Here is a 26,764-nt window from a genome sequence, read left to right as displayed (position 1 = left end):
GCACGTGGTCGCTGCACTGCCGGGAGGCGCGGCTCGCCTCACACACGGAGCCGCAGCCCCTGCGGGGTCGCCGTGAACCCCGCGGCCCGGAGCGCGCCGCCGAGCGGCGTCTCGAGCACGAAGTCCCCGTCGACCCGCTCGACCGAGAGCTTCCGCAGCCCGGTCCGGACGATGCCGGCGATCGAGGCGGCGGCGGCAGCGAGGTCCGCGGCGTCGTCGGTGAATGTCAGCACCGACTTGCCACCGCGCTCCACGTACACGGTGAGCTTGCCGTCGACGGTCGTCACCAGTGCGCCCGCCTTCCGGCCGGGCCGGTGGCCCCGCGCGGTCTTCACGCCGCTGCCGACCGCAGTCCCCGACGGGGCGGGTTCGGCGTCGTCGGCTGCGACATCGTGGTCTGCGTCGCCCGTCGGCCACGGCAACGAGGCCCCGAACGGATTCGCCGGGTCGGTCGCTGCGAGCGTGAGCGCCTCGCGCTTCCGGTCCGGATCGTCGCGCTCGTCGTCGCCGAGTTCGCGGGCGTAGGTGCGCAGCCGGTCGACGGTCGGGCCGGTGGCGAACTGGGCGGCACCGAGCCCCTCGACGAAGTACCCGCGACGAGCCCGGCCGGACTCCTCGAACCGCGAGAGCACCCGGTACACCCCGGCGAAACCACCCCGGACGCCCTCGACCTGGACGGCTCCGCGGGTGACGACGCCGTAGCGTTCGAGCAGCTGTTCGGCGGTCGCGGCGGCCCGCACGGTCGAATCGGACTCGGCCAGCGGCAGGAGCGACCAGCGACCCCCGACGGACGGCGGCCCGGACTGTGTCGGCATCGTCGGACGCCGACGGCCGCGGTAGGCCCGAGCCCGCGGAGCACTCGAGCTCTTCGCCTTGCCGCCGAGCATCGAGCGCAGCGGGGCGAACGTGTCGTTCGTGATCTGCCCGGCCCACACCAGGTCCCAGAGCGCGGTGGTGAGCGCCTGGTCGTCGCTGCTGCCCACGGCCTGGCCCAGCTGCCGGAAGAAGTACGCGCCACCGCCGGCCAGGGCACCGAGCACGTCCCGCTGCAGCTCGGTCGTCTCGTCCCCGGAGGGCTCGGCGAGCGTCGTCGCCGCGGTGTCGGCCAGGTGCAGGCGCACCCAGCCGTCGTTGCCGGGCAGGGTCCCCCCGCCGGACCACAGGACCTCGCCGGTGGCGGTGAGTTCGTCGAGCATGCTCGTCGAGTAGTCGGTGACACGGGACGGCAGCACCAGGGTCTCCCAGGCGCTGGCGGGCAGGGCGACCCCGGCGAGCTGGTCGATCACCTGCAGGACACCGTCGACGCCACGGAGTCCACCGCGGGTCCCGGGGGTCTGCACGTGCTGCCACGCGGGCAGGAACCGGGCGAGGGTGTCCGGCGAGACCGGTTCGACCTCGTGCCGCAGGGCTGCCAGGGACTTCGTGCGGATCCGTCGCAGGACCTCGGCGTCGCACCACTCGGCGCCCTGGCGGTCGGGGCGGAACTCGCCCTCCACCACCCGGCGGTCGGCGACGAGTCGGCGCAGGGTGTCCTGCACGACGGCGATGCCCAGCCCGAGGCGACCGGCGGCCTCCTGCGCGGAGAACGGTCCGTGCGACCGGGCGTAGCGGCCGATCAGGTCGCCGAGGGGGTCGGCCACGGGCTCGACGAACGCCGTGGGCACACCGATCGGCAGCGGGACCCCGAGGGCGTCGCGCAGGCGGGCGGCGTCCTCGATCACGGCCCAGCGTGTCGCGCCGGCGTGCGAGAACGAGAGCACCCGGCGGTCCCGCTCCAACACCTGGAGCGTGCTCCGCAGCTCGGCGGTGGCCGCTGGACGGTCGGCGGTGTCGGCGAGCCAGCTCCGGTCGACCGCTTCGTCGAGGTCGAGCGCGCCGACGAGCCGCAGCACGTCCACGAGTCCCTCGGCATCACGGGCACGGCGGTCCGGCGACAGCCGCTGCAGGTCGCGCTCCACCGAGGTGATGACCGCCGGGTCGAGCAGCTCGCGCAGCTCCGCGCGTCCGAGCAGTTCGCCGAGCAACGTCGAGTCGAGCGACAGGGCCGCTGCCCGGCGTTCGGCGAGCGGGGTGTCACCCTCGTACATGAAGGCCGCGACGTACCCGAACAGGATCGACCGGGCGAACGGCGACGGCTGCTCGGTCTCCGTCTCGACCAGGCGGATCCGGCGTCCGGCGATGTCGTCGGCGATCCCGAGCAGCGCGGGCACGTCGTAGACGTCCTGCAGCACCTCGCGCACGGTCTCGAGCACGATCGGGAACGTCGGGTACTTCTGCGCGACCTCGAGCAGCTGCGAGGCCCGCTGCCGCTGCTGCCAGAGCGGCGACCGCTGCCCGGGGTTCCGTCGGGGCAGCAGCAGGGCGCGCGCCGCGCACTCGCGGAACCGGGCGGCGAACAGCGCCGAGCCGCCGACCTCGTCGGTGACCAGGGCCTCGAGGTCGTCGCGCTCGAACACGAACAGGTCGGCACCCGGTGGCTCGGCGTCGGTCTCCGGGATGCGGACGACGATGCCGTCGTCGGCCGCCATCGCGTCACCGTCGATGCCGTGCCGTTCGCGCAGCCGTGCGGCGACGGCCAGGGCCCACGGCGCGTGCACCTGCATGCCGTAGGGCGAGTGCAGGATGAGTCGCCAGTCCCCGAGCTCGTCGCGGAAGCGCTCGATGACGAGCGTGGTGTCGTTCGGCACGTGACCGGTGGCCGCGCGCTGGTCGCGCAGGAAGGTCAGCAGGTTGGTGATCGCGCGCTCGTCCAGCCCACCGGCGGCGACGCGGGCGCGGGCGTCGTCGTCCGAGGCGCCCTCGACCTCGCGAACGAACGCACCGGTCGCCCGGCCGAGCTCGGCGGGCCGGCCGATGCCGTCGCCCTTCCAGAACGGCACGCGTCCGGGCTGCCCGAACGCCGGGCTCACGACGACGCGGTCGTGGGTGATCTCCTCGATCCGCCAGCTCGTCGCACCGAGGGCGAAGACGTCGCCCACGCGCGACTCGTAGACCATCTCCTCGTCGAGCTCGCCGACACGGGACGCCTTCTCGCCGACCATGAAGACGCCGAACATGCCGCGGTCGGGGATCGTCCCGCCGCTCGTCACCGCGAGTCGCTGTGCACCGGGGCGCCCGGTCAGGGTGCCGTGCACGCGGTCCCAGACCAGCCGTGGCCGGAGTTCGGCGAACTCGTCGCTCGGGTACCTGCCCGTGACCAGGTCGAGCGTCGCCTCGAACGCCGACCGGGGCAGGCCGCTGAACGGGGCGCTCCGCCGCACGAGCTCGAACCAGTGCTCGACGTCGAGGGTGTCGATCGCCCCGGCGGCCACGGTGTGCTGCGCCAGGACGTCGAGCGGGTTCGCCGGCACCGAGATCGACTCGATCTGACCCGTGACCATCCGCTCGACCGTGACCGCGCTGTTGACGAGGTCGGCCCGGTGCTTCGGGAACAGCACGCCGCGGGAGATCTCACCCACCTGGTGGCCGGCGCGACCGACGCGCTGCAGGCCGCTCGCGACCGACGGCGGCGCCTCGACCTGGACGACCAGGTCGACCTCGCCCATGTCGATGCCGAGCTCGAGTGAACTCGTCGCGACGACGCACCGCAGCCGACCGGACTTCAGGTCGTCCTCGATGATCGCGCGCTGGTCCTTCGACACCGAGCCGTGGTGTGCGCGGGCGAGCACCGGGACGGAGGCGTCCGAGCCCCCGCCACCCGTCTGCCCGGACCCGCCGATCAGCTGCGCCGGCGGTCGCTTGGCCCCCTGGGGCGCGACGGCGTGCGCCGAGGTACGGGCCGGAGACTGTGGTCGACCCCGCGCCACGGGGAGCCCGTCGTCGTCCGGGGACGCCCCCGCCGGCACCAGCACGCCGTCACCGGCGGCGGCCAGCACGCGTTCCTCGTGGATCTCGTTGAGCCGCGCCGTGAGCCGTTCGGCCAGCCGGCGCGAGTTCGCGAACACGATGGTCGAGCGGTGTTCCTCGATCAGGTCGACGACACGTTCTTCGACGTGCGGCCAGATCGACCCGTTCGTCGGCGACTCGGATGCGTCCGCGCCGACCGGCGGCGCCCCGAGCTCGGTCATGTCGTCGACGGGCACGACGACCCGCAGGTCGAAGGTCTTCTGCGCGGGCGGCGCGATGATCGTCACCGGTGCACGGCCGCCGAGGAACCGCGCGACCTCTTCCGGCGGGCGGACGGTCGCGGACAGCCCGATGCGCTGCACGGGCTTGTCGAGCAGGTCGTCGAGGCGCTCGAGCGACACGGCCAGGTGCGCGCCGCGCTTGGTCGAGGCGACCGCGTGGACCTCGTCCACGATGACGGTGTCGACGTTCACCAGGGTCTCGCGTGCCTGCGAGGTGAGCATCAGGTAGAGCGACTCGGGCGTGGTGATGAGGATGTCCGGCGGCTGGCGCAGGAGCTTCTGGCGGTCGGACGACGGGGTGTCACCGCTGCGCACCCCGACCGTGACGTCCGGCGGTTCGGTGCCGAGGCGCCGAGCGGTCTGGGTGATGCCGACGAGCGGGCTCCGCAGGTTGCGCTCGACGTCGACGCCGAGGGCCTTGAGCGGCGAGACGTAGAGCACCCGCGTGCGCTGCTTCGCCGGCGGGCGGTCCGTCGCGCTGATGAGCCGGTCGATCGACCACAGGAACGACGCCAGGGTCTTGCCGGAGCCGGTCGGGGCGATCACGAGTGCGTGCTGCCCGGTCGAGATGGCGTCCCACGCCCCGGCCTGTGCCGGCGTCGGTGCGTCGAAGGCGCCGCGGAACCACTCGGTGGTCGCGGGGGAGAAGCGCTCGAAGACGTCCGTCATGGTCCGTCCCATCCTGCCCGCCACCACCGACAGCAGGCCGAGCGCACGTACCCCTTGACAGAGCGATAGTTACCGATCTATCGTAAACACATCGCGATACGACGAAGACGATCAGGTCAGACCGGTCGCGAGCCGACTCAGCACGATGAAAGGACTCCTCATGCGCCCCTCGTATGACGACGACAGCAACACGTCCCCCCGCGACCAGCGCGGGTTCGGCCCGCGCGGCCCCCGCTTCGGCGGCGCGCGGCAGCACCACGGCGCCGGGTTCCCCGGCCGTGACCGCGGTGACCACGACCACGGCGGCCGCGGCTTCGGTGGTCGCGGGTTCGGCCCCGGTTTCGGCCCGGGCATGGGCTTCGGCCCCGGTTTCGGCGGGCCCGGCTTCGGCCGCGAACGCCGTCGCCGCGGTGACGTCCGCCTCGCGATCCTCGGTCTGCTGGCCGAGGGCCCGCAGAACGGGTACGCCGTGATCAAGACCATCGCCGAGCGCACCGGCGGCGCCTGGAAGCCGAGCCCCGGCTCGGTCTACCCGACGCTCCAGCAGCTCGTCGACGAAGACCTCGTGGTCTCGTCGGGCGACGGCCGCAAGACGCTCTTCGAGCTCACCGACGCCGGCAAGGCCGAGACCGAGGCCAAGGCTGACGAGATCGCTGCGGCACTCGACGGGGCCCCGGGCATCCCGGACGCCCAGCGCGAGTTCTTCGAGGCGCTGCGGAAGACCATGGGCGTCCTGCAGATGTACCGCAGCACCGCGACCGAGGAACAGGCCAAGGCCGCCACGGCCAAGGTGGACCAGCTCCGCAAGGACCTGCTCCAGATCCTCGCCGACTGACGGACGTCACCCATGACGGACAGGAGGCCCGGTGCCAGCTGGCACCGGGCCTCCTGTCCGTCGTCGTGCGCCTACACCGCGTCGACGAAGGCCGCCACGTCCGCCAGCTCCGCCGTCGACACGGCGTGCGGCAAGCCCGCGTAGGAACGGTCGGTCACGTCGGTGTGCGCTGCGGCCCACGCCTGCGTCCGGGCGGTGGCCTCGGGCGGGATCACCGGGTCGAGGTCACCGTGCCCGAGGAACACCCGTGGTCGCACGGCCGACACGGCCTCGTCGCGGGAGTCCGTGACGCCGGGCACGACGAACCCCGACAGCGACACCGCGAACGCGAACGCCGCGGGCCGGGCGCGCAGGAGCTGGAGCGCCATCGAGCCGCCCTGCGAGAACCCGAGCAGCCCGATCCGCGGGTGGTCGGTGGCGACGGAGTCGATCCAGTCGAGCACCTCGGCGGCCGCGGCGTCGACCGCCTCGGGCGCTGGGGAGCCGGGCGTGCCGAGCGGGTACCAGCTGAAGCCGGGCCCCCACGGCATCGGCGCGCGGAGCGACGCGACGGTCCACGCGGGCGGCAACGCGGGGGCGAGCCCGAGCAGGTCGTGCTCGTTCGAGCCCACCCCGTGCATCGCCACGAGCAGGGGTGTGCCCCTCCGGTCGGCGGCACTCCGTGTCCACTGCACCAGGTTCGCATCGATCATGTGGACAACGCTAACCATCCCCAACTCCCGCGCCTTCCGCCGAACTCGCCGCCGTCCCTGGTAGACACGGTGCATGTCCTCGCTGCGCACCCCCGACCCCGACTCCGGCTGGCTGTCCGACGAGGAGCTCGCGAACGTCCGCCGTCGTCTGCCGATCTGCTACGTCGAGGCGGTCCCCGTCCGCACCGACGGCCTCGGCGTCGTGACCGAGGTCGGCGTGCTCCTGCGTGTCTCCCCGAGCGGTCTCATCGCCCGCACCCTGGTGTCCGGCCGGGTGATGTTCGGCGAGTCGATCCGCACCGCGCTGTTCCGCCACCTCGAGAAGGACCTCGGGCCGATGGCGTTCCCGCAGCTGCCCTCGAGCCCGACGCCGTTCACCGTGGCCGAGTACTTCCCGCTGCCCGGCGCCTCGGTGTACACCGACGAGCGGCAGCACGCGATCTCGCTGGCCTACGTCGTCCCCGTCACGGGGACGTGCGAGCCCCGGCAGGACGCCCTCGAGCTCACGTGGATGAGCCCGATGGAAGCCGCGTCCGACGCCGTCGCCGACGAGATGGAAGGCGGTCGCGGCGCACTGCTGCGGGCCGGCCTGGCATCGGTCGGTGCCCTGCACTAGCCCGATCGGGGCGTCCACGCCCCGCGCACGACGAAGCCCCCGGATCCGATCGGATCCGGGGGCTTCGCAGCGCGGTCGCGAACCGGCTTAGTGCTTGTCGTCCTTGAAGCTGTCGGCGACGCCGTGCGCGGCGTCCTTGACGTCGGTGACGCCCTGCTTCGCCGAGGCCTTGCCCTGGTCGGTCTGGCCTTCGGCCTTCAGCCGGTCGTTGCCGGTCGCGTTGCCGGCGGCTTCCTTGACCTTGCCTGCCGCCTTCTCAGCGGCGTTCTTGATGTCATCGATGCCAGCCATAGGCACTCCTTCCAGAAGCGGACGTGTTCCCCGTCAGCCGCTTGCGCGGCATCCGGTGAGTGAGACCGTACGCCCGGCGGAGTACCCCACCCCCAGCCCCCGCCAAGGTTCGCCCGTCCCCGGACGCAAAACACCGGTGTTCACGGAACACGCCGCGGGATGCGGGGGTTCGAAACGTGAACACCGGTGTCTTGCGCGCACTGACGAGCTCAGCCCGACGGGGTCAGGCCGCGCGGGTCAGACCGCGTGGGTCAGTGGCGGTCGGCAGCGCCGGCCGGACGGGAGGCGCGGCGCGAGCCACCACGACGGTTGCCGCCCGACTCGTTGCCGGACCGACCCGCGGCGTAGCCGCCCTCGGACGACCAGACGGCCGACGAGCCGCCGCGCACGACGTCGCTGCTGCCCGAGCGACGGTTGCCGCCGCTGCGGCGACCACCGGTCGAACCGGCGGCCGCGGCACCGGAGCGCCCGGCACCCTCGGTCCGTGCGCCACGGGCCGGACGGCCCTGACGGCCCCCGGCCGAACCGGCGGACTCGCCAGCCGAGCCGGAGCGCGCGGGCTGCGCCGCGCCTCCAGACCGACCGCCGCGACCACGGCGACGACCGCCGCCGTCACCGGCGGACTCGGCCGAGCGCTGCTTGGGCTGACGCTGCTGGGTGGGCTGCTCCTCGGCGACGTGGCGGATCGGAGCGACCTCGCCGACGAGCGCGGTGACGGCCGGGGAGGTCGCCGTGACGTGCTGCGGGGTGACCTTGATCGCGGCAGCACGCATCATCTGCGCGACGTCGCGACGCTCGGCGGGCATCGTCACCGTGACGACGTCACCGGACGAACCGGCACGCGCCGTGCGGCCCGAGCGGTGCAGGTACGCCTTGTGCTCGGTGGGCGGGTCGACGTGCACGACGAGCTCGACGTTGTCGACGTGCACACCGCGGGCGGCGACGTCGGTGGCGACGAGCACGAGGGCCTCGCCGGAGGAGAACTTCGCGAGGTTGCGCTCACGGGCACCCTGCGACAGGTTGCCCTGCAGGTCGACGGCCGGGATCCCCTGGCTGCTGAGCTGCTTGGCCAGGCGCTTGGCGTGGTGCTTCGTGCGCATGAAGAGGATGCGGCGACCGTTGCCCGAGGCGAGGGCGCTCACGAGGTGCTTCTTTGCGTCGGCGTCGGCGACCTCGAACAGGTGGTGGGTCATCGCCTCGACGGGGCTGTTCGCCTCGTCGACGGAGTGCATCACCGGGTTGTGCAGGAACTTCTTGACGAGCTTGTCCACGCCGTTGTCGAGCGTGGCGGAGAACAGCAGTCGCTGCCCGTTCTCGGGCGTCGCCTGCATGATCTTGGTCACGCCGGGCAGGAAGCCCATGTCGGCCATGTGGTCGGCCTCGTCGAGGACGGTGACCTCGATGTCGCCCAGGTTCACGTGGCCCTGCTGCATGAGGTCGGCGAGGCGACCCGGGCAGGCGACCACGACGTCGACGCCGCCGCGCAGGGCGTCGACCTGACGACCCTGACCGACGCCACCGAAGATGGTCGTGGTGTTGAGGCCCATGGCCTTGGCGAGCGGGGCGAGGGCGACGTCGATCTGCGTCGCGAGCTCACGGGTCGGCGCGAGCACCAGGGCGCGGGGGCGGCCGGCGCGGCGCTTGCGGCCGCTGGCGGCGAGGCGGGCGACGAGCGGGATCGCGAAGGCGATGGTCTTGCCGGAGCCGGTGCGGCCGCGGCCGAGGACGTCCTTGCCCTGCAGGGAGTCCGGGAGGGTGTCCGCCTGGATGGGGAACGCCATGTCCTTGCCCTGGTCGGCGAGGACGGAGACCATCGGCGCGGGGACGCCGAGGTCGGAGAAACGGATGTCTTCGGTGGTCATGGTGACCTTTCGAGCCGGAGCAGTCCGGCTGTGGGCGCGCTCTGAGGCAGCGCGCGGGCGGGATGCGCGCCAACGGATGTGGCTGGCGCAGTCGCCGCAGCAGAGAAGCCTGGGCACCTTCGTGAGGTGCTCGATCATCGACCGGAGTCTGGAGACAGCTGGTCGGGAGTTCGGGGCGTCCGTACGACGCACGAGGCGATCGGCGCCTCGAGTACGACCAGCATAGCGTGCACATCCCCGGAACGGCGAGGGCAGGGTCGTTCGCCCGTGGCGTGCGAGGATTCCGGGGTGCGCACGCGATCCGTCCTGTTGACCACCGCGATGGCCCTGGTGGCCGTCCTCGGCGCCGCCGGCTGCGCCGAGGCCGCCACGACCAGCGCGGCCGGGAGCTACCGCAACCTGCCGACCTCGGGTCGCGTGGACTACCAGCTCGGCGGCGGGTACACCCCGCCCTCCGGCGTGACGATCGTCGAGCGCGACAGCACCGACCGCCCGGCGAAGGGCAAGTACAACATCTGCTACGTCAACGGATTCCAGACGCAGCCCGAGGCCGCCAGCACGTGGAAGAAGTCGTACCCGTCGGCGATCCTCCGCGACCGTGCGGGAAAGCCGGTCTCGGACCCGGGGTGGCCGGACGAGATGCTCCTCGACACCCGGACCGCGGCGAAGCGTGCCCTGATCACGAAGGTGCTCGCGAAGAGCGTCGCCCGCTGCGGTGACCGCGGGTTCGACGCGGTGGAGTTCGACAACCTCGACTCGTGGACCCGGAGCGGCAAGCGGCTGACCCGTGCCGGCAACCTGGCGCTCGCGAAGTCGCTCGTCGCCGAGGGACACCGGCACGGCCTGGCCGTGGGGCAGAAGAACACCCCGCAGCTCGGGGCGTCCGGCAGGAAGCAGACCGGGTTCGACTTCGTCGTCGCCGAGGAGTGCGTGCAGTACCGGGAGTGCGCCGCGTACACGAAGGCCTACGGCGGACGGGTCATCGACGTCGAGTACTCGGACACGCTCGAGGGCTCGTGGGCGTCGGTCTGCGGGCTGGAGAGCCGTCCGGCCATGACGATCCTGCGCGACCGCGACCTGGTGACCCCGACGGACGACGGGTACGTCTACGAGCACTGCTGAGCGCTCGGAACGGTCCTTCCCAGAACGCCTGCGATGCCTGGTCGGATCGGGCGTACCGGGTCAGAACTTCCGACCAGGTACGCCGGAACGACCGGGTACGCCCGGAAGCGCCAGCCAGTCACCTGCGCCAGCCAGCCACCCGCGCCCGCACGCCCGCCAGCGCTACGCCGGCCAGGCCTCCCGCAACGCGGTCGCGGCCTGGTCCGCCGACAGCCCCGCCGAGCGGGCCGCAGCGGCCAGGGCACGAGCGGCATCGGCCACCGCGTCCGGTACCGCCGCCGGTCGCACCACACGGGTGCCGGCGCCCCGTGCGGTGTGCACGAGTCCGGCCTCCTCGAGCAGCTGGTAGGCCTTCGCGACGGTGCCGGCGGCGAGCCCGAGCTCGTCCGCCAGTCCACGCACGCTCGGCAGCCGTTCGCCGTCCACCAGGTACCCGGCGGTGATCTGCGCGGCGATCTGCGATCGGACCTGCTCGAACGGCGGCACGCGGCCACCGACGTCGAGGGCGACGAGTCCTGTCATGCGTTCCACCCTAGAAGTCGTACTGCTCGCCGACGGGGATCGGGACCGGCACGGTGTTGCCCGGAGGCGCGAGCGGGCACGCCCACGCCGGGTCGTACGCGCACGACGGGTTGTACGCGAAGTTGAAGTCGAGCACGAGCGACCCGAGGTCGTCGCCGCCCAGGTCCGAGCCCTTGATGGTGTCGAGCAGGTAGCGTCCGCCGCCGTAGGTGCCGCGGGCCTTGCCGGCGCTGGCGTCCTTGACCGGGACGAACACCCCGCCCGCGTAGCCGCCGTGCTTCCAGACGTCGAGCGTGCCGACCCCGGGGACCCGCACGAGGCCGAGCCGGTCGAAGTGGACGATGCCGTCGGTGCCGGTCTCGAAGTCGAACTCGGCGGGCTCCGTGGCCTCGATGCGCACCTGGAACCGCCACGCGGGGTCGTAGTCCGGCACCGGCAGGGACTCGAAGTCGCGGGCGTCCTCGTCGAGCAGCGGCGACGCGGGGTGCTCCGCGAACATCGCGTCCCGGGTCTCGCGCCAGAGCGCGTGCGCCGTCTGGGGGTCCGGGGTGGCGCGGACGCGGCGGTACAGGTCGAACGTCATCCGCCGCCAATCCGTCGTCGCCAGCGTGCTGCGCACGCGGTCGTCGGTCGTCGGCTCCTGGGGGCGCGTCTGGCTCACGTGGTCGAGGCTACGCCCGCTCCGCGGTGGACGGGAGGCCCGACCCGCGTCACGTCACTCGCCGTCGGTCCGCCAGCTGGGCGCGAGGGCGCGCATCCGGAACGCCCGCCACTGCCAGATGACCCACATGCCGGGCCACAGGGCGAGCCCGAGGACGGCCGGTCGCATCCGGTAGGTCAGGCGGTCGAGCAGCAGGGTCCGGCCACCCGGCGCGGGGACGACGGCCATCCGGTGCGACATCGTCATCCGCCCGAACAACCCGGACGTGCCGCCGCCGTTGTCGCGCTGCACGGGGACTCCCCGGACCTCGTACAGGTCGAGGTCGACGTGCGTGTCGCCGCTCGGCACCAGGCCGAAGGCGTCCGCGGTGATCGGGTGCGGGTGCCCGGGCTCCCAGCGCTCCGGGAAGCCCCGGGGGTCGAGCGAGCGGTACGCCAGGAACGGTTTCGTCACCGCCACCATCACGGACGGGGACAGCAGGGCATCGCGCACGGCGTCGACCGGCGCATCGAGGACGATCCGGAGGCCGACGTGCATGGCGGTGACGCTACGCCCGCGGGCTGGACGGCGCGCCGTGGCTCGGCGGGCGAGACGATGCCGGCGCGACGACGCTGGCGCGACGACGCTGGCGCGACGCCTCAGGCGTGCCGGGCCGACCGACGGCGGGACCCCTCGGCGCGGTCGTGCCGCCGGAGCCGCTCGGCCAGTGAGAGGCGGACCGCCGGCCACTCCGACGCGATGACGGAGAACACCACGGTGTCGCGCAGGGTGCCGTCACGGCCGATCGCGTGGTTCCGGAGCACGCCGTCCTGCTTGGCGCCGAGGCCCGCGATGGCCGCTCGGGACTGCAGGTTGTGCCAGTGGGTGCGGAACTCGACCGCGATGCACTGCCACGCCTCGAACGCGTGCGACAGCATGAGCAGCTTCGACTCGGTGTTGATCCCCGATCGCTGCGCGGACCTGGCCAGGAACGTGCTGCCGATCTCGACACGGCGGTTGCCCGAGTCAATGTTCATGAAGGTCGTCGCACCCACCACCCGGCCGGTCGGGCGGTCCCGCACGGCGAAGGGCACCATACGGCCGGCCTCGTGCTCGGCGAGCCGCCGGTCGATCTCGGCCTCGACCTGTGCCGGGGCGGGCACCGAGGTGTACCAGGTGCGCCACAGATCGCCGTCCGCGACCGCCGCCCGCAGGTCTTCCGCGTGCTCCTGCCCGAGGGGCTCGAGCGTCACACGGTCGCCGGTCAGGGTGGGTACGGGGGCGATCTCCATGACCATGCATCCTAGGGTCGACGACCCTGGTGGAACCCGGTCGGACAGCGACCCTGTGGAGAGGGACAGCATCGCCCGGGCGGCTATCGTGACGGACGTGGCAGAACGCACCCAGGAGAAGTACCAGGTCCGGTTCGCGTGGGGTCCTGGGGGTGCGGCTCGCATCGCCCACGGCACCCACCTGCTCGTCTGGGTCGACGCCCTGCCGCCGACTCCCGATGCCGCCGCACAGCGGCGCGCGCTGCGGAACGTGACCGCCCAGCTGCCGCAGGGTCCGGAGGTCGTGCTCGGCCACCTCGGCAACGCGGCGGCGGTGGCGGAACGGGTGACGGGCCTCCAGGCCGCACGCGGTGACCGGTGCGTCGTCGCGATCGTGGCCGCCGGGCTGCACCACACCGCGGCCCTCGACGACGCGGCCGAGGCGGCGGGGGAGTCCGTCGACGTCGCCGACGCACCCGACTTCGCCGTCGAGGACCTGCTCGCCGCGGGAGCCGTCGTCGACGCGCTCACCGAGGTCGGCATCGACCACACCTCACCCGAGGCCGCCGCGGCCTGCGCGGCGTACACGGGGCTGCGCCGGGCCGTGCGGCACCTGGTCAGCGCGTCCGAGGGAGCCGCCGTCCTGAGCCGTGACGACGTGCACGCGGCGCTCGCCGCGGGCCCGGACCTGACCGTCCTGCGGGAATCGGGGGAGCGCGCGTAGCGTTCGCCCCGTCACGGAACCAGCGAGCGAAGGAGCAACGCCATGAAGGCAGTCGTCGGCGACACGGTGATCGCGGAGGCCCCCGAAGAGGACCTCATCAAGATCGAGGGCAACTGGTACTTCCCGCCGTCGAGCGTGAAGACCGAGCTCTTCACCGAGAGCCCCACCCAGTACCACTGCCCGTGGAAGGGCGACACCCAGTACTTCACGGTGAACGTCGACGGACAGGCGCTGCAGGACCGCGCGTGGTCGTACCCGACGCCGATCCCGTCGTCGTTCGACCGCGTCGGCAAGGACTACTCGGGCTACGTCGCGTTCTGGAAGGACGTCCAGGTCGTCGAGTGACGACCGCCCGTCACCCTGACCGGCTGCGCCTCAGCCGGTCAGGGTGAGCACGATCAGTGCGACGTTGAGCGCCACGATGACCGCCGCGATCACCCACGCCACCACGCGGGTGGGCGCGGCGTTCACGTCGGTCCCCATCACGCTCCGTCGCGACGTGTAGACCACCAGTGGCACGATCGCGAAGGCGATCCCGAAGCTCAGCACCACCTGGCTGACGACGAGCAGCATCGTCGCGTCGGCGTTCAGCGCGAGCAGCACGATCGCGGGCACCAGGGTGATCGCGCGCCGGGCCACGAGCGGGATCCGGACGTGCAACAGGCCCTTCATGATCTCCGCGCCGGCCATGCAGCCCACCGAGGTCGAGGCCAGGCCGGACGCCAGCAGGCCCACGGCGAAGAGCACCCCGACGACCGGGCCGACGTTCTCGGCGATGGCGCGCTGCGCACCGGGGATGGAGTCGGTGCCCGCGACTCCGGGCAGGGTGGCCGCGGCGAGGACGAGCATCGCGATGTTCACCCCACCCGCGACGATCAGCGCGAGCCCGACGTCCCACCGGGTCGCGACGAGCACCCGGCGACGCTCCGGCCCGGCGGGGACGTCCCCGTGGCGGTCCCGGGCGAGCGCCGAGTGCAGGTACACCGCGTGCGGCATCACGGTCGCCCCGAGCATCGAGGCCGCGAGCAGCACCGACCCCGCGCCCTCGAACCGCGGCACGAGCCCGGCGACCAGGTCGGCCGGTGTGACCCTGGCGAACAGCAGCCCGGCGCAGAAGCCCACCGTCAGGATCGCGAGCATCGCCGTCACCACGGTCTCGAACAGGCGCGTGCCCCGGCGGCTGTGCAGGGTCAGCAGGAGCATCGAGACGAGCCCGGTGATGATCCCGCCGACCACGAGCGGCAGGTCGAAGAGCAGGTAGAGCGCCAGCGCGCCGCCGATGACCTCGGCGATGTCGGTCGCGGCGGCGACGATCTCGGCCTGGCCCCAGAACAGCAGGCGCGGGGTTCGTCGCATCCGCAGGCCGAGGTGTTCGGGCAGCGACTTGCCCGTCACCACCCCGAGCTTGGCGGACAGGTACTGCACCACCACGGCGCTGGCGTTCGCGGCCACGAGCACCCAGAGCAGCAGGTACCCGTACTCGGCGCCGGCCGTCAGGTTGGCGGCGACGTTGCCCGGGTCGACGTACGCGATGGCCGCCACGAAGGCCGGGCCGAGCAGGGTGAGCCCGGCTGCGCGACGACGCGGGGCACCGGATGGGTTCTCGTCGAGCCGGGGGCCGGCAGTGTCGGTCATGCACCGATCCTGCCAGAGAATTCGGCTCACCGAATCTTTTTATTCGTCGTGTCGTGGTGCTGGCCGGTCGCCGCTCGAGCGTGCGTGTGTCGGGTGGTCAGGACTCGTCGGCTGGGACGCAGCCAGCAGACGGTCGGTGACCGCTCGGCCGAGGTGCGCGGGGTGTCGTGACCGCTCGCAGAAGGCGGACAGGAGGCCCGTGGCGGCGCCGCCACGCGCCTCCCGGCTGGTGGCTGGTCACGACTCGTCGCTTGCTTCGCGTCGGATGGTCGCAACCTGACGGTTGCGACGCGGTCGGGCGACGGTTGGAGACCGCTCGGCGGAGGTGAGCGGGGTGTCGCGACTCGAGCCCTCCCGGACGACGAGAGGAAGGTGTCTGCTCGGGCTCACTCGGCGGCGCGGCGAGCGCGGTGCGCCCGGACCTTCGCCCGGTTGCCGCACCGCTGCATCGAGCACCAGCGACGGGTCCCACCGCGCGACGAGTCGTAGAACACCAGGCCGCAGTCCTCGGCCGAGCACCGGCTCAGGCGCGTCGGCCGGCCGTCGGCCTCGACGTCGTCGAAGCCGACCTCGGTGAAGAGCGCGACGGCGTCGCGCGCGACGCTCGACAGGGCCTGCGCCAGGCGGACCCGGTTCGCTCCGGCGCGGCGTCGGCCACCCGGGAGGCTCGGGGGCACGTCCGGCAGGGCGGCGAACAGGTTGACGGTGTCGATGTCGTCGGGCGCGGGGCGCGTGCGGCCGGCTCCGGCACGCAGGCCCGCCGCCACGGCGGTGCGCTCCGCGGCGGTGCTCGCCGGCGCGGGGGCGGCAGCCACGGCGAGCCGGGCGATCGCGGCACGCAGGGCACGGGCGTCCTGCAGCTCGCGGGCACTGGCACCGACGTCGATCGGCTCGGTGTGCTCGCTGAGCCACTCGTCCAGGTCGGCCGGGCTCGCGAGCAGCTCCCCGAGCTGCGACCGCGGTCGGCGTCCGGTGGGGTCGTCGGCGAAGCCACCCGTGTGCGCGAAGTCGAGCGCGATCCGTCCGGCGTCGAAGAACCAGGAGGAACCGGCGTCCGTGCGGATGTGCTGCCCCGTGTGCATCCGCCCAGGCTAACGGGTTACCGGCGCGCCTCCGTGCGTCGGGCACCTCATGCGGTAGTCGACGCCATCGTGGCCGCGTCGTCGTCCGCGGTCCGACGCCGCCACGTGATGACGTTCCGGGCGTCGAACCGCCGGGAACAGCGGGCGCAGGCCAGGGGACGGGTGGGCGTGCGGTACCGGAAGTGCTCGTGTCCCGCGGGGCAGGTGCCGATCCAGGGGGCGAGCTCGCTGGCGATCGGCCCGTCGTGCAGCCGGGAACCCGTGTACCCGATCGACGCGGCCGTGCGCTTCCACTTCGGTCCGTGTGCCGCCCGGGCGCCGGCGAGGGCGTGCGCGACCTCGTGCAGCAGGACCTGTTCGACGTCGTCGTCGGAGAACCGGGTGGCCAGGTGGCGGCTCACCGTGATCCGCTTCCGCGCGAAGTCGCACTGACCCGCGCGGGTCTTGGCGTGGTCGAACCCGAACGCCCACGTCCCGGCGCCGAGGTGTTCGGCGATGATCGCTTCGGCGCGGAGCCGGACGGTCTCGAGCGCGGTCACTGCTCGGAACGCGGGTCGGCCTGGCCCTTCTTCGCTGCCCGGGCCGCGATCCGGCCCCAGATGTCGTCGGCCTCGGTCCGGGCGGCGTCGGGCGCACCGAGCACGCGCCGGCGGATCGGCGGGACCTGCTTCACCGGCTCGGCGACGCGGGTCGTGGGTTCGTCGTCCTCGGCGCGGCGGGCGGCGACCTCGCGGGCCGTCCGGGGCCGGTCGGACGGTTCCGCCGGGTTCGTGATCGATGCCCGCATGGCGGCCTCGACCGCGGTGCGCAGCGCGTCGGTGCGCTCGGACGGCGCACCGGCCTGCCGGAAGGCCTGGTACGCCCGCGAGAGTGCGGCGCGGGCCTCGTCGAAGCGGTCGTTCTCGAACAGCGACCAGCCCTCGATCTCGGCCGCGGCGCCCTCGAGCTCGGGCCACTCCTCGGTGGCGGCGGTGTCGCGGGCCATGGCGGCCTCGGCGGCGGCGCGGTCATGCCGGCCGAGGTCGTGCAGGACGTGCGCACGACGGATCCGCGCGGCGACCTTGTCCTGGCGCTCCCCGGTGAACATCGCGAGGCGGAACACCTCTTCGGCGATCACGAGCGACTCGTCCAGACGGCCGAGCAGGCGGAGGAGCTCGGCCCGTTCGGCGAGGGCGTCGGTGCTGCGGCTCTGACCGAGGTCACGGAGCCGCTGGTGCACGGCGTCGACGTCGACCGCGGGTCGCAGGCTGATGGGCGCGAAGGTGCTGCCCGGGCTGACTCCGGCCGTCACGGGAGCCGCGTGGCGCGGTTCACGGGAACGGTCGGACAGGTCGGGCTGCTGGCGGTCGTCGGGCGGGAGGGACATCGGTTCGAGGGTAGCCGCGGTCTCCCGGGAGCGGTCGGTGCGACGCGCTCAGGTTGCGCGGGTGCAGGCGTGGGCGCGTACCCCCGGGACGACGAACGGCCCGCCGTGCCGGAGCGCGACGGGCCGTTCGGTCGAGGGGTCGATCAGGAGTTGGCGCCCATCGCGCCGGCGGCGGCCACGCCGGCGTAGGTGACGAACGTCGCGATGGTCGCGACGACCGCCAGGACGATCGCCAGGATGCCCCAGACACGACCGCGCTTGGCGACGGCCGCGATGATCCCCTGCACCAGTGCCCAGAGCCCGAGGAACGCGGCGATGCCGATCACGGCGATGCCGCCCACGAGCTGCGAGCGGACGTCCGGGTCGCTCATGACCTCGCTCTGCATCTGCTCGGGCGTGAGGTTCGTCGAACCGTTCTGCGTGATCTGGTCGATCACACCGCTGTTGCTGATGGCCGAACCCATGACGTAGCCGCCGACGACGCCGAGCACGAGCGCGAGCAGGCCGAGCACGAAGGCGATGATGCCGACGGTCTTCTTCTTCTTGGGCTTCGGCTCGTCGTGGCTCTGCCAGGCCGGGGCACCGGAGTGCGCGGGCGCGGCGGCGTAGGGCTGCTGGTCGTGGTGCTGGCCCTGGTCGTGACGCTGCTGGTCGTTCCAGCTCGGCGTGCTCGACGGCTGGCCGTACTGCTGCTGCCCGTACTGCTGCTCGCCCTGCCCGTACTGCTGCTGGCCCTGCCCGTACTGCTCGCCGTACTGCGGGGTCGAGGTCGGCGCCGGGTCCACCCGCTCGCCGTACCGCGGGGCATCGGCGTCGGGCTGCTGCTGCTGCGGGGCGTCGCCCCAGCGCGGCGCCTGGCCGTCGCCCGTCCGGTCCTGGTCGTTCCGGTCGTCGTTCGTCATCAGGGTTCCCATCGCTCGGTCGCGCAGCTGCGCGGTCGTTCAGACCATCCTGACAGCCGGACCCGTCGAGTGCCCGAAGTCCGTCCCCGGCGACGCCGTGGGCGGGCGTCAGCCCCCGAACACGCTCCGGTTCGGCTCCGGCGACGCGACCGCCGTCTGGTCCGTGACGATCGGCGCCCCGGCGATGAACGACCGGAGCTCCGCACCGTGCACGACCTTGGCCGGCATCGGGTCGGACGAGTACCGCCTCGGCATGTCCGCCACCGGCAGGTCGGTCGGCGACCCGAGCAGCACGATGTTCCCGAACCGCCGGCCCTTGAGCATCCCGGTGTCCGCCACCGCCGCGACCGACGGCAGCACCGACTGCAGCGTCGACGCCTGCCCGCGGGCGAAAGCCAACCCGGCGCCGTCGGCCACGTTCACCGCGACGATGCCCGTCGGCGACAGGAACGCGGCGACCTCGCGGTAGAACTCGACGCTCGTCACGTGTGCGGGGATCTGCGAACCGCCGAAGACGTCCACCACCGCCAGGTCCACGGTGCCGCGGAGCCCGGCGGGCAGCTTGCCGAGGACCTCCCGGGCATCGCCGTACCGCACCCGGATCGACGCGCCACGGGGGAACGGCAGGGCCTCGCGCACGTGCTCGACCAGGTCACGCTCGAGCTCGATCACCTGCTGCCGCGAACCCGGACGGGTCACCGCGACGTAGCGGGGCAGGGTGAGGGCGCCGGCGCCCAGGTGCAGTGCCGTGATCGGGCCGTCCGGCAGCAGGTCGATCGCGTGCCCGATCCGCCGGATGTACTCGAACGCCAGGTGGGTCGGGTCCTCGAGGTCCACGTGCGACTGCGGGGTGCCGTCCACCACCAGGGTGAAGGACCCCGGTCGGTGCCGGTCCGGCTCCACCACCGAGTACCCCGCACCGATCCGGAACCCGTCGAACGCATCAGCCATGCCGTCAATGGAACACCACCGCGATCACCACCCGCGCCCCCACCCCTGGTTGGTGTGCCCGGGGGACGCCCGGAACGAGGCTGATCACACCGGTCGGGAACGCCCCGCCGGACCACCTCGAAAGGCACACCATGTCGGTCCAGCTCCTCGCGAACGTGCTCATCGGCCTCGCCCTCGTCGGCCTCCTGGCGTACCGGCAGGCGACCTGGCGGTTCCTCGACCCGGCGCGCATCTGGCGGGGTCCGCTCGTGATGGCGATCGTCGGCGTGGTCGTCCTCGCGCAGACCACGACGACCGTCACCACCACCGACGTCGTGTTCCTCGGCCTCGAGGCCCTGCTCACCGTCGGCGTCGGCCTCGCGATGGGGGCCATGACCCGGTTCCGCACCGTCACGACGCCGGACGCCAAGGGCCGCACCCTGCAGTCCCGCACGGGCTGGCTCGGCGCCGCGCTCTGGCTCGTCCTGATCGCCGCCCGCATCGGGCTCGACGTCCTCGGCGGCCACCTCGGCGCGCACCTGCTCACCTCGACCGGCACGATCCTGCTCGTGCTCGCCCTGAACCGGGCCGCCCGTGCCCTGGTCGTCGACCAGCGCATCCCCCGCGGCGGCGACCGGTCGGAGGCCGCCCGCCGCGGCATGATGGTCCGGTGAGCCTGCCCACCGACCCGGACCCGACCGACCCCGCCGGGGTCCGGTCCCGCTCGGTGCTCTCCTGGGGACTCAACGCCGTCGGGATCGCCGTGGTCGCCTTCTGGTTCGTCCGGAACGGCCTCCTGCTCCACCACCCCGCGTGGGTCTGGGTCCTCGGGGCCGTGGCGCTCGCCGCCTGGGCCGTCCGCGAAGGAGCACGCACGCCCCGCGTGCTCGTCGCCGCAGCCGGCGTGATGACCGCCGCCGGATCCTGCGTCGTGGTGCCGACCGACTCGCTCCTGGTCGTCCCGGTGATCGTCGGGCTCGTCGTCCTCGGCGCCGACCTCCGCCTGCCGGTCTGGACGGCCGCGGTCGCCGCGCTCGCCGCCGTCGTGGTCGTCGCCGTCACCGCGACGCTCGAGCAGGCGTCGGTGCAGCTCGTCCTCGGCGTCAGCGGCGGGCTGCTGCTCGGCGTGCTCGTCGGATTCAGCCGTCGGCAGGTCCGGATCACGACGGCGCAGGCCCGCGAGACCGAGCGGCAGCAGCAGCGCGCACGGCTCCTCGCCGACCGGTCGCGGGCGTCCCGGGACATCCACGACGTCCTCGCCCACTCGCTCGGCGGCCTGGTGCTGCAGCTCGACGCGGTCGAGGCCCTGCTCGAGGCCGGCCGCGTCGACGAGGCCACCCGCCGAGCCGGCGATGCCCGCGCGCTGGCCGCGGTCGGCCTGGCCGAGGCGCGGCGTGCGGTGCACGCGCTCCGCGACGAACCGCAGCCCGACCAGCCGGAGCCGACCCGTGCCTCCAGTCCGTCCGCCGATCAGGCGTCGGGCCTGACGGCCCTGCTCGACGCGCACCGCTCGTTCGGCGGCGAGGTCGTCGTGCAGGGCGACGCGGCCCTCGCGGTCCTCGACGACGCCCACCGGGCCGCCGTGGTCCAGGTCGTCCGGGAGGCCCTCAGCAACGCCCGCAGGCACGCTCCCGGCCGCCCCGTGTCCCTGTCGGTGATCCGGGACGGCGACGCCGTGGACGTCGTCGTGGCCAACCCGCTGCCGAGCGGTGGACAGGGGTTGCTCGGGATGCGCGAGCGGTTCGCGGAACTCGGCAGCGAGGCCACGGTGGAGGCCGAGCGTTCCGACGACGAGTTCGTCGTCGCCATGCACCTGCCCGTCGACGGTTCGGTCGATGCGGAGACCGCGGACGCTCCGGGCGTCGCCGAGGACGACCGCTCGTGACGATCCGGGTGCTCGTGGTCGACGACCAGGCCATCGTCCGCGACGGCCTGGTGACGGTGCTGTCGCTCGTGCCCGACCTGCAGGTCGTCGGGCAGGCGGCGGACGGTGCCGAGGCGATCGCCGCCGTCGACCGGTACGTGCCCGACGTCGTCCTGATGGACCTGCGGATGCCGAGGGTCGACGGGCCGACCGCGACCGCGCGGATCGTCGCCGAGCACCCCGGGGTGGCGGTCCTGGTGCTGACGACCTACGCCGACGACGACTCCATCGTCACCGCGCTGCGGGCGGGAGCGCGCGGCTACCTGACGAAGGACGCCGGGCGGGCGGAGATCGCGACCGCGGTGCGGGCGGTGGCCGCCGGGCAGTCGACCTTCGACGCGACCGTGGGGGCGCGGCTGGTGGCGCGCCTCGCCGGTGGTGCTGGTGCCGATGCCGGGGCCGCTGCTGGTTCCGCTGCTGGTTCCGCTGCGCCGGCGGGAGCTGATCCGGGCCGGTCCCTCGCTGCCCGGTTCCCGGATCTCACCCCGCGCGAACTGGACGTCCTCGAGCGGATCGCGGACGGCCGGACGAACCCGCAGATCGCCGCCGAGCTGTTCCTGACGGTCCCCACCGTGAAGTCGTACGTGAACCAGGTGTTCGCGAAGCTCGGGGTCCGGACCCGCGCCGAGGCCGTCGCCCGCGTCCTGCGCTGACCGTCAGCAGCACCCCGTCGTCCCCAGGCGACGCACCGCGGACACGTGAATGCGTACACATGGACAACCAGCGGACGCCAAGACTCGTTGCGTACCGTTGACGACTGTCGTCACGACGCCAGAGCGTCGATGCGTGTGTGCCCCACACACCACGCGTCCGCCCGGACACCGTGACCACGACGTGCCCGTGAGCGCCCCCACCGCTCGAGCGCGCGCGTCGTCGGCGTGCTGCTGCGCGCCACCCCTCCGGCCACCCGCGCGCGCTGGCCGTCGAACGCACCGCACCCGATGACGAGTGCACCACTGCTGATCCGCCGCAGGAGACCTCCGTCATGACCGCCGACACCATGAGCGTGCCCACCGCTCGTTCCACCACCCCGGACACCCGCCGGGCCGGCACCCGACCCACCCGGGTGATCCGGGCCTCCCGACCTACCCGCGCTTCCCGGCCGTCGCGCGCCTCCCTGCCGTTCCACGCCGACCGCGAGACGGCGCCCACCTGGATGCGGGTCGTCGGCACGGCGCTGCTCGTCGGCGGCGCCGGCCTGTCCGCCGCCGTGCTCGGCTGGCCCGGGGACGCGCCGGAGGTCGCGCTGCTGGTGCCGGCCCTGCTCGCCGTCGCCCTCGGGGCGCTGCTCCTGCTCGCGCGTGCCGGGTTCACCGTCACCGAGCGGCACGTGACCCTGCACTTCCGTCCGCTCCCGCCGCGGCGCATCCCGCGCCGGCGGATCACCGACGTCCGCCTGGTCGAGGCGGACGCGGCCACCTACGGCGGTGTCGGCCTGCGGATCCGTCGCGGCGTGCGTGCGCTCATCCTCACGCCGGGGCTCGGGATCGAGCTCACGGACGACCGGGGCCGGGTCACGTTCGTCCGCACGCGTCGACCGGAGGACGCGTTCCGTGCGCTGGCCGGGCTGCCAGGCGGGCCGGGAGGCGCGGATCACGTCGAGCGCGAGCGTCTCGGTTGATCAGGGGCTCGGCTGAGCACGGACCCGGCTGAGCACGGGAATGGAAGCGGTGTGTGGCGGCTTATACACGCCACTGCCGAATCCGGTCAAGCCGGGACTGGACAGCGCGCCACGGAGCGAACTATGATGACAGTTCGCGCTCCCTGGCATCCGTGTCGTCATATTGCGGTCGACGCAGAGTTCTGAGACAGAAACTCATCTCGCCCTGGTGCAGCCGGACCCGTATATGGCGGCGGGTACCGCTCACGGAGATCATCCCACACGTGCACCGACGTTCCGCGTCAGGCACGCGTCGGCGTGGTCGCAGGGCTTGCATCTCAGGGTTCGCCGAGCGATCAATCCACTCACCTACACACTGCTCGTCAGTGTCGGCCCGACGGGGCCTACCGGAGGTCACACCCTTGGCTGCTGCGCCCAACGCATCCACCAACCCCAAGAACGGTCGCAACCACTCGCGACTCTCGTTCGCCAAGATCACGGACACCCTCACGGTTCCTGATCTGCTCGCACTCCAGACGGAGAGCTTCGACTGGCTCGTCGGCAACGACGTCTGGAAGGCCCGCCTCGCCGAAGGGCAGGAGCAGGGTCGTACCGACCTCGCGCTGCACTCGGGGCTCGAGGAGATCTTCGAGGAGATCTCCCCGATCGAGGACCTCGGCGAGACCATGCAGCTCTCGTTCACCGCGCCGGAGCTCGAAGACCCGAAGTACTCGATCGACGACTGCAAGGAGCGCGGCAAGACCTACGCCGCTCCGCTGTACGTCAACGCCGAGTTCATGAACCACATGACGGGTGAGATCAAGACGCAGACGGTCTTCATGGGCGACTTCCCGCTCATGACCGAACGCGGCACGTTCATCATCAACGGCACCGAGCGCGTCGTCGTGTCGCAGCTCGTCCGTTCGCCCGGCGTGTACTTCGAGCGCCAGCAGGAGAAGACCTCCGACAAGGACATCTACTCGGCGCGGATCATCCCGTCGCGTGGTGCCTGGCTCGAGTTCGAGATCGACAAGCGCGACCAGGTGGGCGTGCGCATCGACCGCAAGCGCAAGCAGTCCGTGACCGTCTTCCTCAAGGCCCTCGGCCTGACGAGCGAAGAGATCATGGACGAGTTCCAGGGCTTCGCGTCGATCGAGTCGACCCTCGAGAAGGACGCCGTCCTCACGAAGGAAGAGGCGCTCAAGGACATCTACCGCAAGCTCCGTCCGGGCGAGCAGGTCGCTGCCGAGGCCGCGCGTGCGCTCCTCGACAACTTCTACTTCAACCCGAAGCGTTACGACCTGGCGAAGGTCGGCCGCTACAAGGTCAACCGCAAGCTCGGCATGGACGCCCCGCTGTCCGACTCGGTGCTCACCGTCAACGACATCGTCGCGACGATCAAGTACCTGGTGTCGCTGCACGCTGAGCGCACCACGATCGACGGCGTCCGTGACGGCGAGCCGGTGCAGCTGCGCCTCGACGTGGACGATATCGACCACTTCGGCAACCGTCGCATCCGCGCCGTCGGCGAGCTCATCCAGAACCAGGTCCGCACGGGTCTGTCCCGCATGGAGCGCGTCGTCCGCGAGCGCATGACCACGCAGGACATCGAGGCGATCACGCCCCAGACGCTCATCAACGTGCGTCCGGTCGTCGCCGCGATCAAGGAGTTCTTCGGAACGTCCCAGCTGTCGCAGTTCATGGACCAGAACAACCCGCTCGCGGGCCTGACGCACAAGCGTCGTCTCTCGGCCCTCGGCCCGGGTGGTCTGTCCCGTGAGCGTGCCGGCGTCGAGGTCCGTGACGTCCACCCGTCGCACTACGGCCGCATGTGCCCGATCGAGACCCCGGAAGGCCCGAACATCGGCCTGATCGGTTCGCTCGCGTCGTTCGGTCGGATCAACTCCTTCGGCTTCATCGAGACCCCGTACCGTCGCGTCGTCGACGGCGAGGTCACGAAGACCATCGACTACCTCACCGCTTCGGAAGAGGACGACTTCGTCGTCGCGCAGGCCAACGCCCCGCTGACGAACGACTTCCACTTCGCCGACGACAAGGTGCTCGTCCGCAAGAAGGGTGGCGAGGTCGAACTCGTCGCCAAGGACGAGGTCGACTACATGGACGTCTCCCCGCGCCAGATGGTGTCGGTCGCGACGTCGCTCATCCCGTTCCTCGAGCACGACGACGCGAACCGCGCCCTCATGGGTGCGAACATGCAGCGTCAGGCCGTCCCGCTGCTCCGTTCCGAGTCGCCGCTCGTCGGCACCGGCATGGAGGGCTACACGGCCATCGACGCCGGCGACGTCGTCACCGCCGACAAGGCCGGTGTCGTCTCCGAGGTCTCGGCCGACGCCGTCACCCTGCAGCTCGACGAGGGCGGCACGCAGACCTACTACCTGCGCAAGTTCGACCGCTCCAACCAGGGCACGAGCTACAACCACCGCGTCATCGTCTCCGCAGGCGAGCGCGTGGAGCAGGGCGAGGTCATCGCCGACGGTCCCGCGACGGAGAACGGCGAGCTCGCGCTCGGCAAGAACCTCCTCGTCGCGTTCATGCCGTGGGAGGGCTACAACTACGAGGACGCGATGATCCTGTCGCAGAACCTCATCAAGGACGACACGCTCTCCTCGATCCACATCGAGGAGTACGAGGTCGACGCCCGCGACACCAAGCTCGGCAAGGAGGAGATCACCCGTGACCTCCCCAACGTCAGCCCGGACCTGCTGGCCGACCTCGACGAGCGCGGCATCATCCGCATCGGTGCCGAGGTCCGCCCCGGCGACATCCTCGTCGGCAAGGTCACGCCGAAGGGCGAGACCGAGCTGAGCGCCGAGGAGCGTCTGCTCCGTGCCATCTTCAACGAGAAGTCGCGCGAAGTCCGCGACACCTCGCTCAAGGTGCCCCACGGTGAAGAGGGCACGATCATCGGCGTCAAGGTGTTCGACTCGCAGGACGGCGACGACGAGCTCGGCTCTGGTGTCAACCAGCGCGTGGTCGTCTACATCGCCCAGAAGCGCAAGATCACCGCGGGTGACAAGCTCGCCGGTCGTCACGGCAACAAGGGCGTCATCTCGACCATCCTTCCGGTCGAGGACATGCCGTTCCTCGCCGACGGCACCCCCGTCGACATCGTCCTCAACCCGCTCGGCGTCCCCGGCCGCATGAACTTCGGCCAGGTGCTCGAGATCCACCTCGGGTGGCTCGCCAAGCAGGGCTGGAACGTCGAGGGCATCCAGGACTGGGCCGAGAACCTGCCGGAGGCAGCGCACAGCGCCGAGCCCGGCACCAAGGTCGCCACCCCGGTGTTCGACGGTGCGTACGAGCGCGAGATCGAGGGCCTCCTCGACTCGACCCTCCCGAACCGCGACGGCGAGCGCCTGATCGGCTCGTCCGGCAAGGCGCAGCTCTTCGACGGCCGCTCCGGCGAGCCGTTCCCGGAGCCCGTCTCGGTCGGCTACATGTACATCCTCAAGCTGCACCACCTGGTCGACGACAAGATCCACGCGCGTTCGACCGGTCCGTACTCGATGATCACGCAGCAGCCGCTGGGTGGTAAGGCGCAGTTCGGTGGACAGCGATTCGGTGAGATGGAGGTGTGGGCGCTCGAAGCGTACGGCGCCGCCTACGCCCTCCAGGAGCTCCTGACGATCAAGTCCGACGACATCCTCGGCCGCGTGAAGGTCTACGAGGCGATCGTCAAGGGCGAGAACATCCAGGAACCCGGCATCCCCGAGTCCTTCAAGGTCCTCATGAAGGAGATGCAGTCGCTCTGCCTGAACGTCGAGGTCCTCTCGGCCGACGGCCAGGCGGTCAGCCTGCGCGACAACGATGACGAGGTCTTCCGCGCTGCGGAGGAGCTGGGCATCAACATCTCCTCGCGGTTCGAGTCGTCCTCTGTCGACGACATCTGATCCCGCCCGTACATCGAAGCCTGAATCAGCAAGAGAGAAGAAC

Annotated in this window: 24 protein-coding genes; 10 read left to right on the top strand and 14 right to left on the bottom strand. The window is 72.1% G+C overall.

Going from position 1 to position 26,764, the window contains the following annotated elements; translation table 11 throughout:
- Positions 1–38: 38 nt before the first annotated feature.
- Entirely contained in the window at positions 39–4,796 is a 4,758-nt protein-coding gene (locus tag ABRP24_RS02605) for a DEAD/DEAH box helicase (protein WP_349847659.1), read from the bottom strand.
- Positions 4,797–4,956: 160 nt separating this feature from the next.
- On the opposite strand from ABRP24_RS02605, the gene ABRP24_RS02600 reads away from it, so the two are divergent.
- Entirely contained in the window at positions 4,957–5,631 is a 675-nt protein-coding gene (locus tag ABRP24_RS02600; RefSeq protein ID WP_027466765.1) for a PadR family transcriptional regulator, read from the top strand.
- 71 nt (positions 5,632–5,702) lie between these two features.
- Here ABRP24_RS02600 and ABRP24_RS02595 read toward each other — a convergent pair whose 3' ends face one another.
- Positions 5,703–6,323, bottom strand: a complete 621-nt coding sequence (locus ABRP24_RS02595) for an alpha/beta hydrolase-fold protein (RefSeq protein WP_349847660.1) — start codon at positions 6,321–6,323, stop codon at positions 5,703–5,705.
- A gap of 73 nt (positions 6,324–6,396) precedes the next feature.
- Between ABRP24_RS02595 and ABRP24_RS02590 the strand changes: the two genes are divergently transcribed.
- Entirely contained in the window at positions 6,397–6,939 is a 543-nt protein-coding gene (locus tag ABRP24_RS02590) for an NUDIX hydrolase family protein (RefSeq protein ID WP_027466763.1), read from the top strand.
- Between the two features lie 87 nt (positions 6,940–7,026).
- Here ABRP24_RS02590 and ABRP24_RS02585 read toward each other — a convergent pair whose 3' ends face one another.
- Both ABRP24_RS02585 and ABRP24_RS02580 read right to left on the bottom strand, forming a co-directional pair.
- On the bottom strand, positions 7,027–7,230 hold the full coding sequence (locus ABRP24_RS02585; protein WP_027466762.1) for a CsbD family protein: 204 nt from the start codon (positions 7,228–7,230) through the stop codon (positions 7,027–7,029).
- Positions 7,231–7,481: 251 nt separating this feature from the next.
- A complete protein-coding gene (locus ABRP24_RS02580; protein WP_027466761.1) occupies positions 7,482–9,092 on the bottom strand; it encodes a DEAD/DEAH box helicase in 1,611 nt (536 codons plus the stop codon).
- Positions 9,093–9,380: 288 nt separating this feature from the next.
- On the opposite strand from ABRP24_RS02580, the gene ABRP24_RS02575 reads away from it, so the two are divergent.
- Complete coding sequence (locus ABRP24_RS02575) at positions 9,381–10,214, top strand: endo alpha-1,4 polygalactosaminidase (protein ID WP_349847661.1); 834 nt, start codon at positions 9,381–9,383, stop codon at positions 10,212–10,214.
- A 162-nt stretch (positions 10,215–10,376) separates the two neighbouring features.
- Here ABRP24_RS02575 and ABRP24_RS02570 read toward each other — a convergent pair whose 3' ends face one another.
- The 4 genes from ABRP24_RS02570 to ABRP24_RS02555 all read right to left on the bottom strand — a co-directional run bounded on the left by ABRP24_RS02570 (position 10,377) and on the right by ABRP24_RS02555 (position 12,674).
- Positions 10,377–10,736, bottom strand: coding sequence for a GntR family transcriptional regulator (locus tag ABRP24_RS02570; protein WP_250899017.1), 360 nt, complete (start codon positions 10,734–10,736; stop codon positions 10,377–10,379).
- A 10-nt stretch (positions 10,737–10,746) separates the two neighbouring features.
- A complete protein-coding gene (locus ABRP24_RS02565) occupies positions 10,747–11,319 on the bottom strand; it encodes a DUF1684 domain-containing protein (RefSeq protein ID WP_111191902.1) in 573 nt (190 codons plus the stop codon).
- A gap of 132 nt (positions 11,320–11,451) precedes the next feature.
- Positions 11,452–11,934 (bottom strand): hypothetical protein, encoded by a 483-nt coding sequence (locus ABRP24_RS02560; RefSeq protein ID WP_349847662.1) that lies wholly within the window; start codon positions 11,932–11,934, stop codon positions 11,452–11,454.
- A gap of 101 nt (positions 11,935–12,035) precedes the next feature.
- A complete protein-coding gene (locus ABRP24_RS02555) occupies positions 12,036–12,674 on the bottom strand; it encodes a GNAT family N-acetyltransferase (protein WP_027466757.1) in 639 nt (212 codons plus the stop codon).
- A gap of 91 nt (positions 12,675–12,765) precedes the next feature.
- On the opposite strand from ABRP24_RS02555, the gene ABRP24_RS02550 reads away from it, so the two are divergent.
- Both ABRP24_RS02550 and ABRP24_RS02545 read left to right on the top strand, forming a co-directional pair.
- Positions 12,766–13,371 (top strand): hypothetical protein, encoded by a 606-nt coding sequence (locus ABRP24_RS02550; RefSeq protein ID WP_244993276.1) that lies wholly within the window; start codon positions 12,766–12,768, stop codon positions 13,369–13,371.
- A gap of 42 nt (positions 13,372–13,413) precedes the next feature.
- Complete coding sequence (locus ABRP24_RS02545) at positions 13,414–13,716, top strand: DUF427 domain-containing protein (RefSeq protein WP_027466755.1); 303 nt, start codon at positions 13,414–13,416, stop codon at positions 13,714–13,716.
- A 30-nt stretch (positions 13,717–13,746) separates the two neighbouring features.
- On the opposite strand, the gene ABRP24_RS02540 is transcribed toward ABRP24_RS02545, so the two are convergent.
- The 6 genes from ABRP24_RS02540 to ABRP24_RS02515 form a co-directional block, all read right to left on the bottom strand.
- A complete protein-coding gene (locus ABRP24_RS02540) occupies positions 13,747–15,006 on the bottom strand; it encodes an Nramp family divalent metal transporter (protein WP_349847663.1) in 1,260 nt (419 codons plus the stop codon).
- 386 nt (positions 15,007–15,392) lie between these two features.
- Positions 15,393–16,088, bottom strand: coding sequence for a CGNR zinc finger domain-containing protein (locus ABRP24_RS02535; RefSeq protein ID WP_027466753.1), 696 nt, complete (start codon positions 16,086–16,088; stop codon positions 15,393–15,395).
- Positions 16,089–16,135: 47 nt separating this feature from the next.
- Entirely contained in the window at positions 16,136–16,627 is a 492-nt protein-coding gene (locus ABRP24_RS02530; protein ID WP_349847664.1) for a SprT-like domain-containing protein, read from the bottom strand.
- Positions 16,624–17,454, bottom strand: a complete 831-nt coding sequence (locus ABRP24_RS02525; RefSeq protein WP_111056561.1) for a hypothetical protein — start codon at positions 17,452–17,454, stop codon at positions 16,624–16,626. Before ABRP24_RS02525 ends, ABRP24_RS02530 begins: the two co-directional genes overlap by 4 nt.
- 143 nt (positions 17,455–17,597) lie before the next feature.
- On the bottom strand, positions 17,598–18,356 hold the full coding sequence (locus ABRP24_RS02520; RefSeq protein WP_349847665.1) for a DUF4064 domain-containing protein: 759 nt from the start codon (positions 18,354–18,356) through the stop codon (positions 17,598–17,600).
- A 108-nt stretch (positions 18,357–18,464) separates the two neighbouring features.
- A complete protein-coding gene (locus tag ABRP24_RS02515) occupies positions 18,465–19,307 on the bottom strand; it encodes a spermidine synthase (protein ID WP_071245518.1) in 843 nt (280 codons plus the stop codon).
- A gap of 131 nt (positions 19,308–19,438) precedes the next feature.
- Here ABRP24_RS02515 and ABRP24_RS02510 point away from each other — a divergent pair, with 131 nt between their 5' ends.
- The 5 genes from ABRP24_RS02510 to rpoB all read left to right on the top strand — a co-directional run bounded on the left by ABRP24_RS02510 (position 19,439) and on the right by rpoB (position 26,721).
- Positions 19,439–19,960, top strand: coding sequence for a hypothetical protein (locus ABRP24_RS02510; protein WP_071245515.1), 522 nt, complete (start codon positions 19,439–19,441; stop codon positions 19,958–19,960).
- Positions 19,957–21,171, top strand: a complete 1,215-nt coding sequence (locus tag ABRP24_RS02505; protein ID WP_349847666.1) for a histidine kinase — start codon at positions 19,957–19,959, stop codon at positions 21,169–21,171. Before ABRP24_RS02510 ends, ABRP24_RS02505 begins: the two co-directional genes overlap by 4 nt.
- Positions 21,168–21,863, top strand: coding sequence for a response regulator transcription factor (locus ABRP24_RS02500; RefSeq protein WP_301566027.1), 696 nt, complete (start codon positions 21,168–21,170; stop codon positions 21,861–21,863). The genes ABRP24_RS02505 and ABRP24_RS02500 overlap by 4 nt, the downstream gene beginning before the upstream one ends.
- 332 nt (positions 21,864–22,195) lie before the next feature.
- Entirely contained in the window at positions 22,196–22,831 is a 636-nt protein-coding gene (locus tag ABRP24_RS02495) for a hypothetical protein (RefSeq protein WP_349847667.1), read from the top strand.
- A gap of 401 nt (positions 22,832–23,232) precedes the next feature.
- Positions 23,233–26,721, top strand: a complete 3,489-nt coding sequence (gene rpoB / locus ABRP24_RS02490; RefSeq protein WP_349847668.1) for a DNA-directed RNA polymerase subunit beta — start codon at positions 23,233–23,235, stop codon at positions 26,719–26,721.
- The last annotated feature ends 43 nt before the right edge of the window (positions 26,722–26,764 follow it).

Origin of the sequence: Curtobacterium sp. WHRI 8282 (genome assembly GCF_040223925.2) — a bacterium.
GTDB lineage: Bacteria > Actinomycetota > Actinomycetes > Actinomycetales > Microbacteriaceae > Curtobacterium > Curtobacterium flaccumfaciens.
Note: the sequence above shows the minus strand (reverse complement) of the source record. Positions and strands in the feature narration are given on the sequence as shown.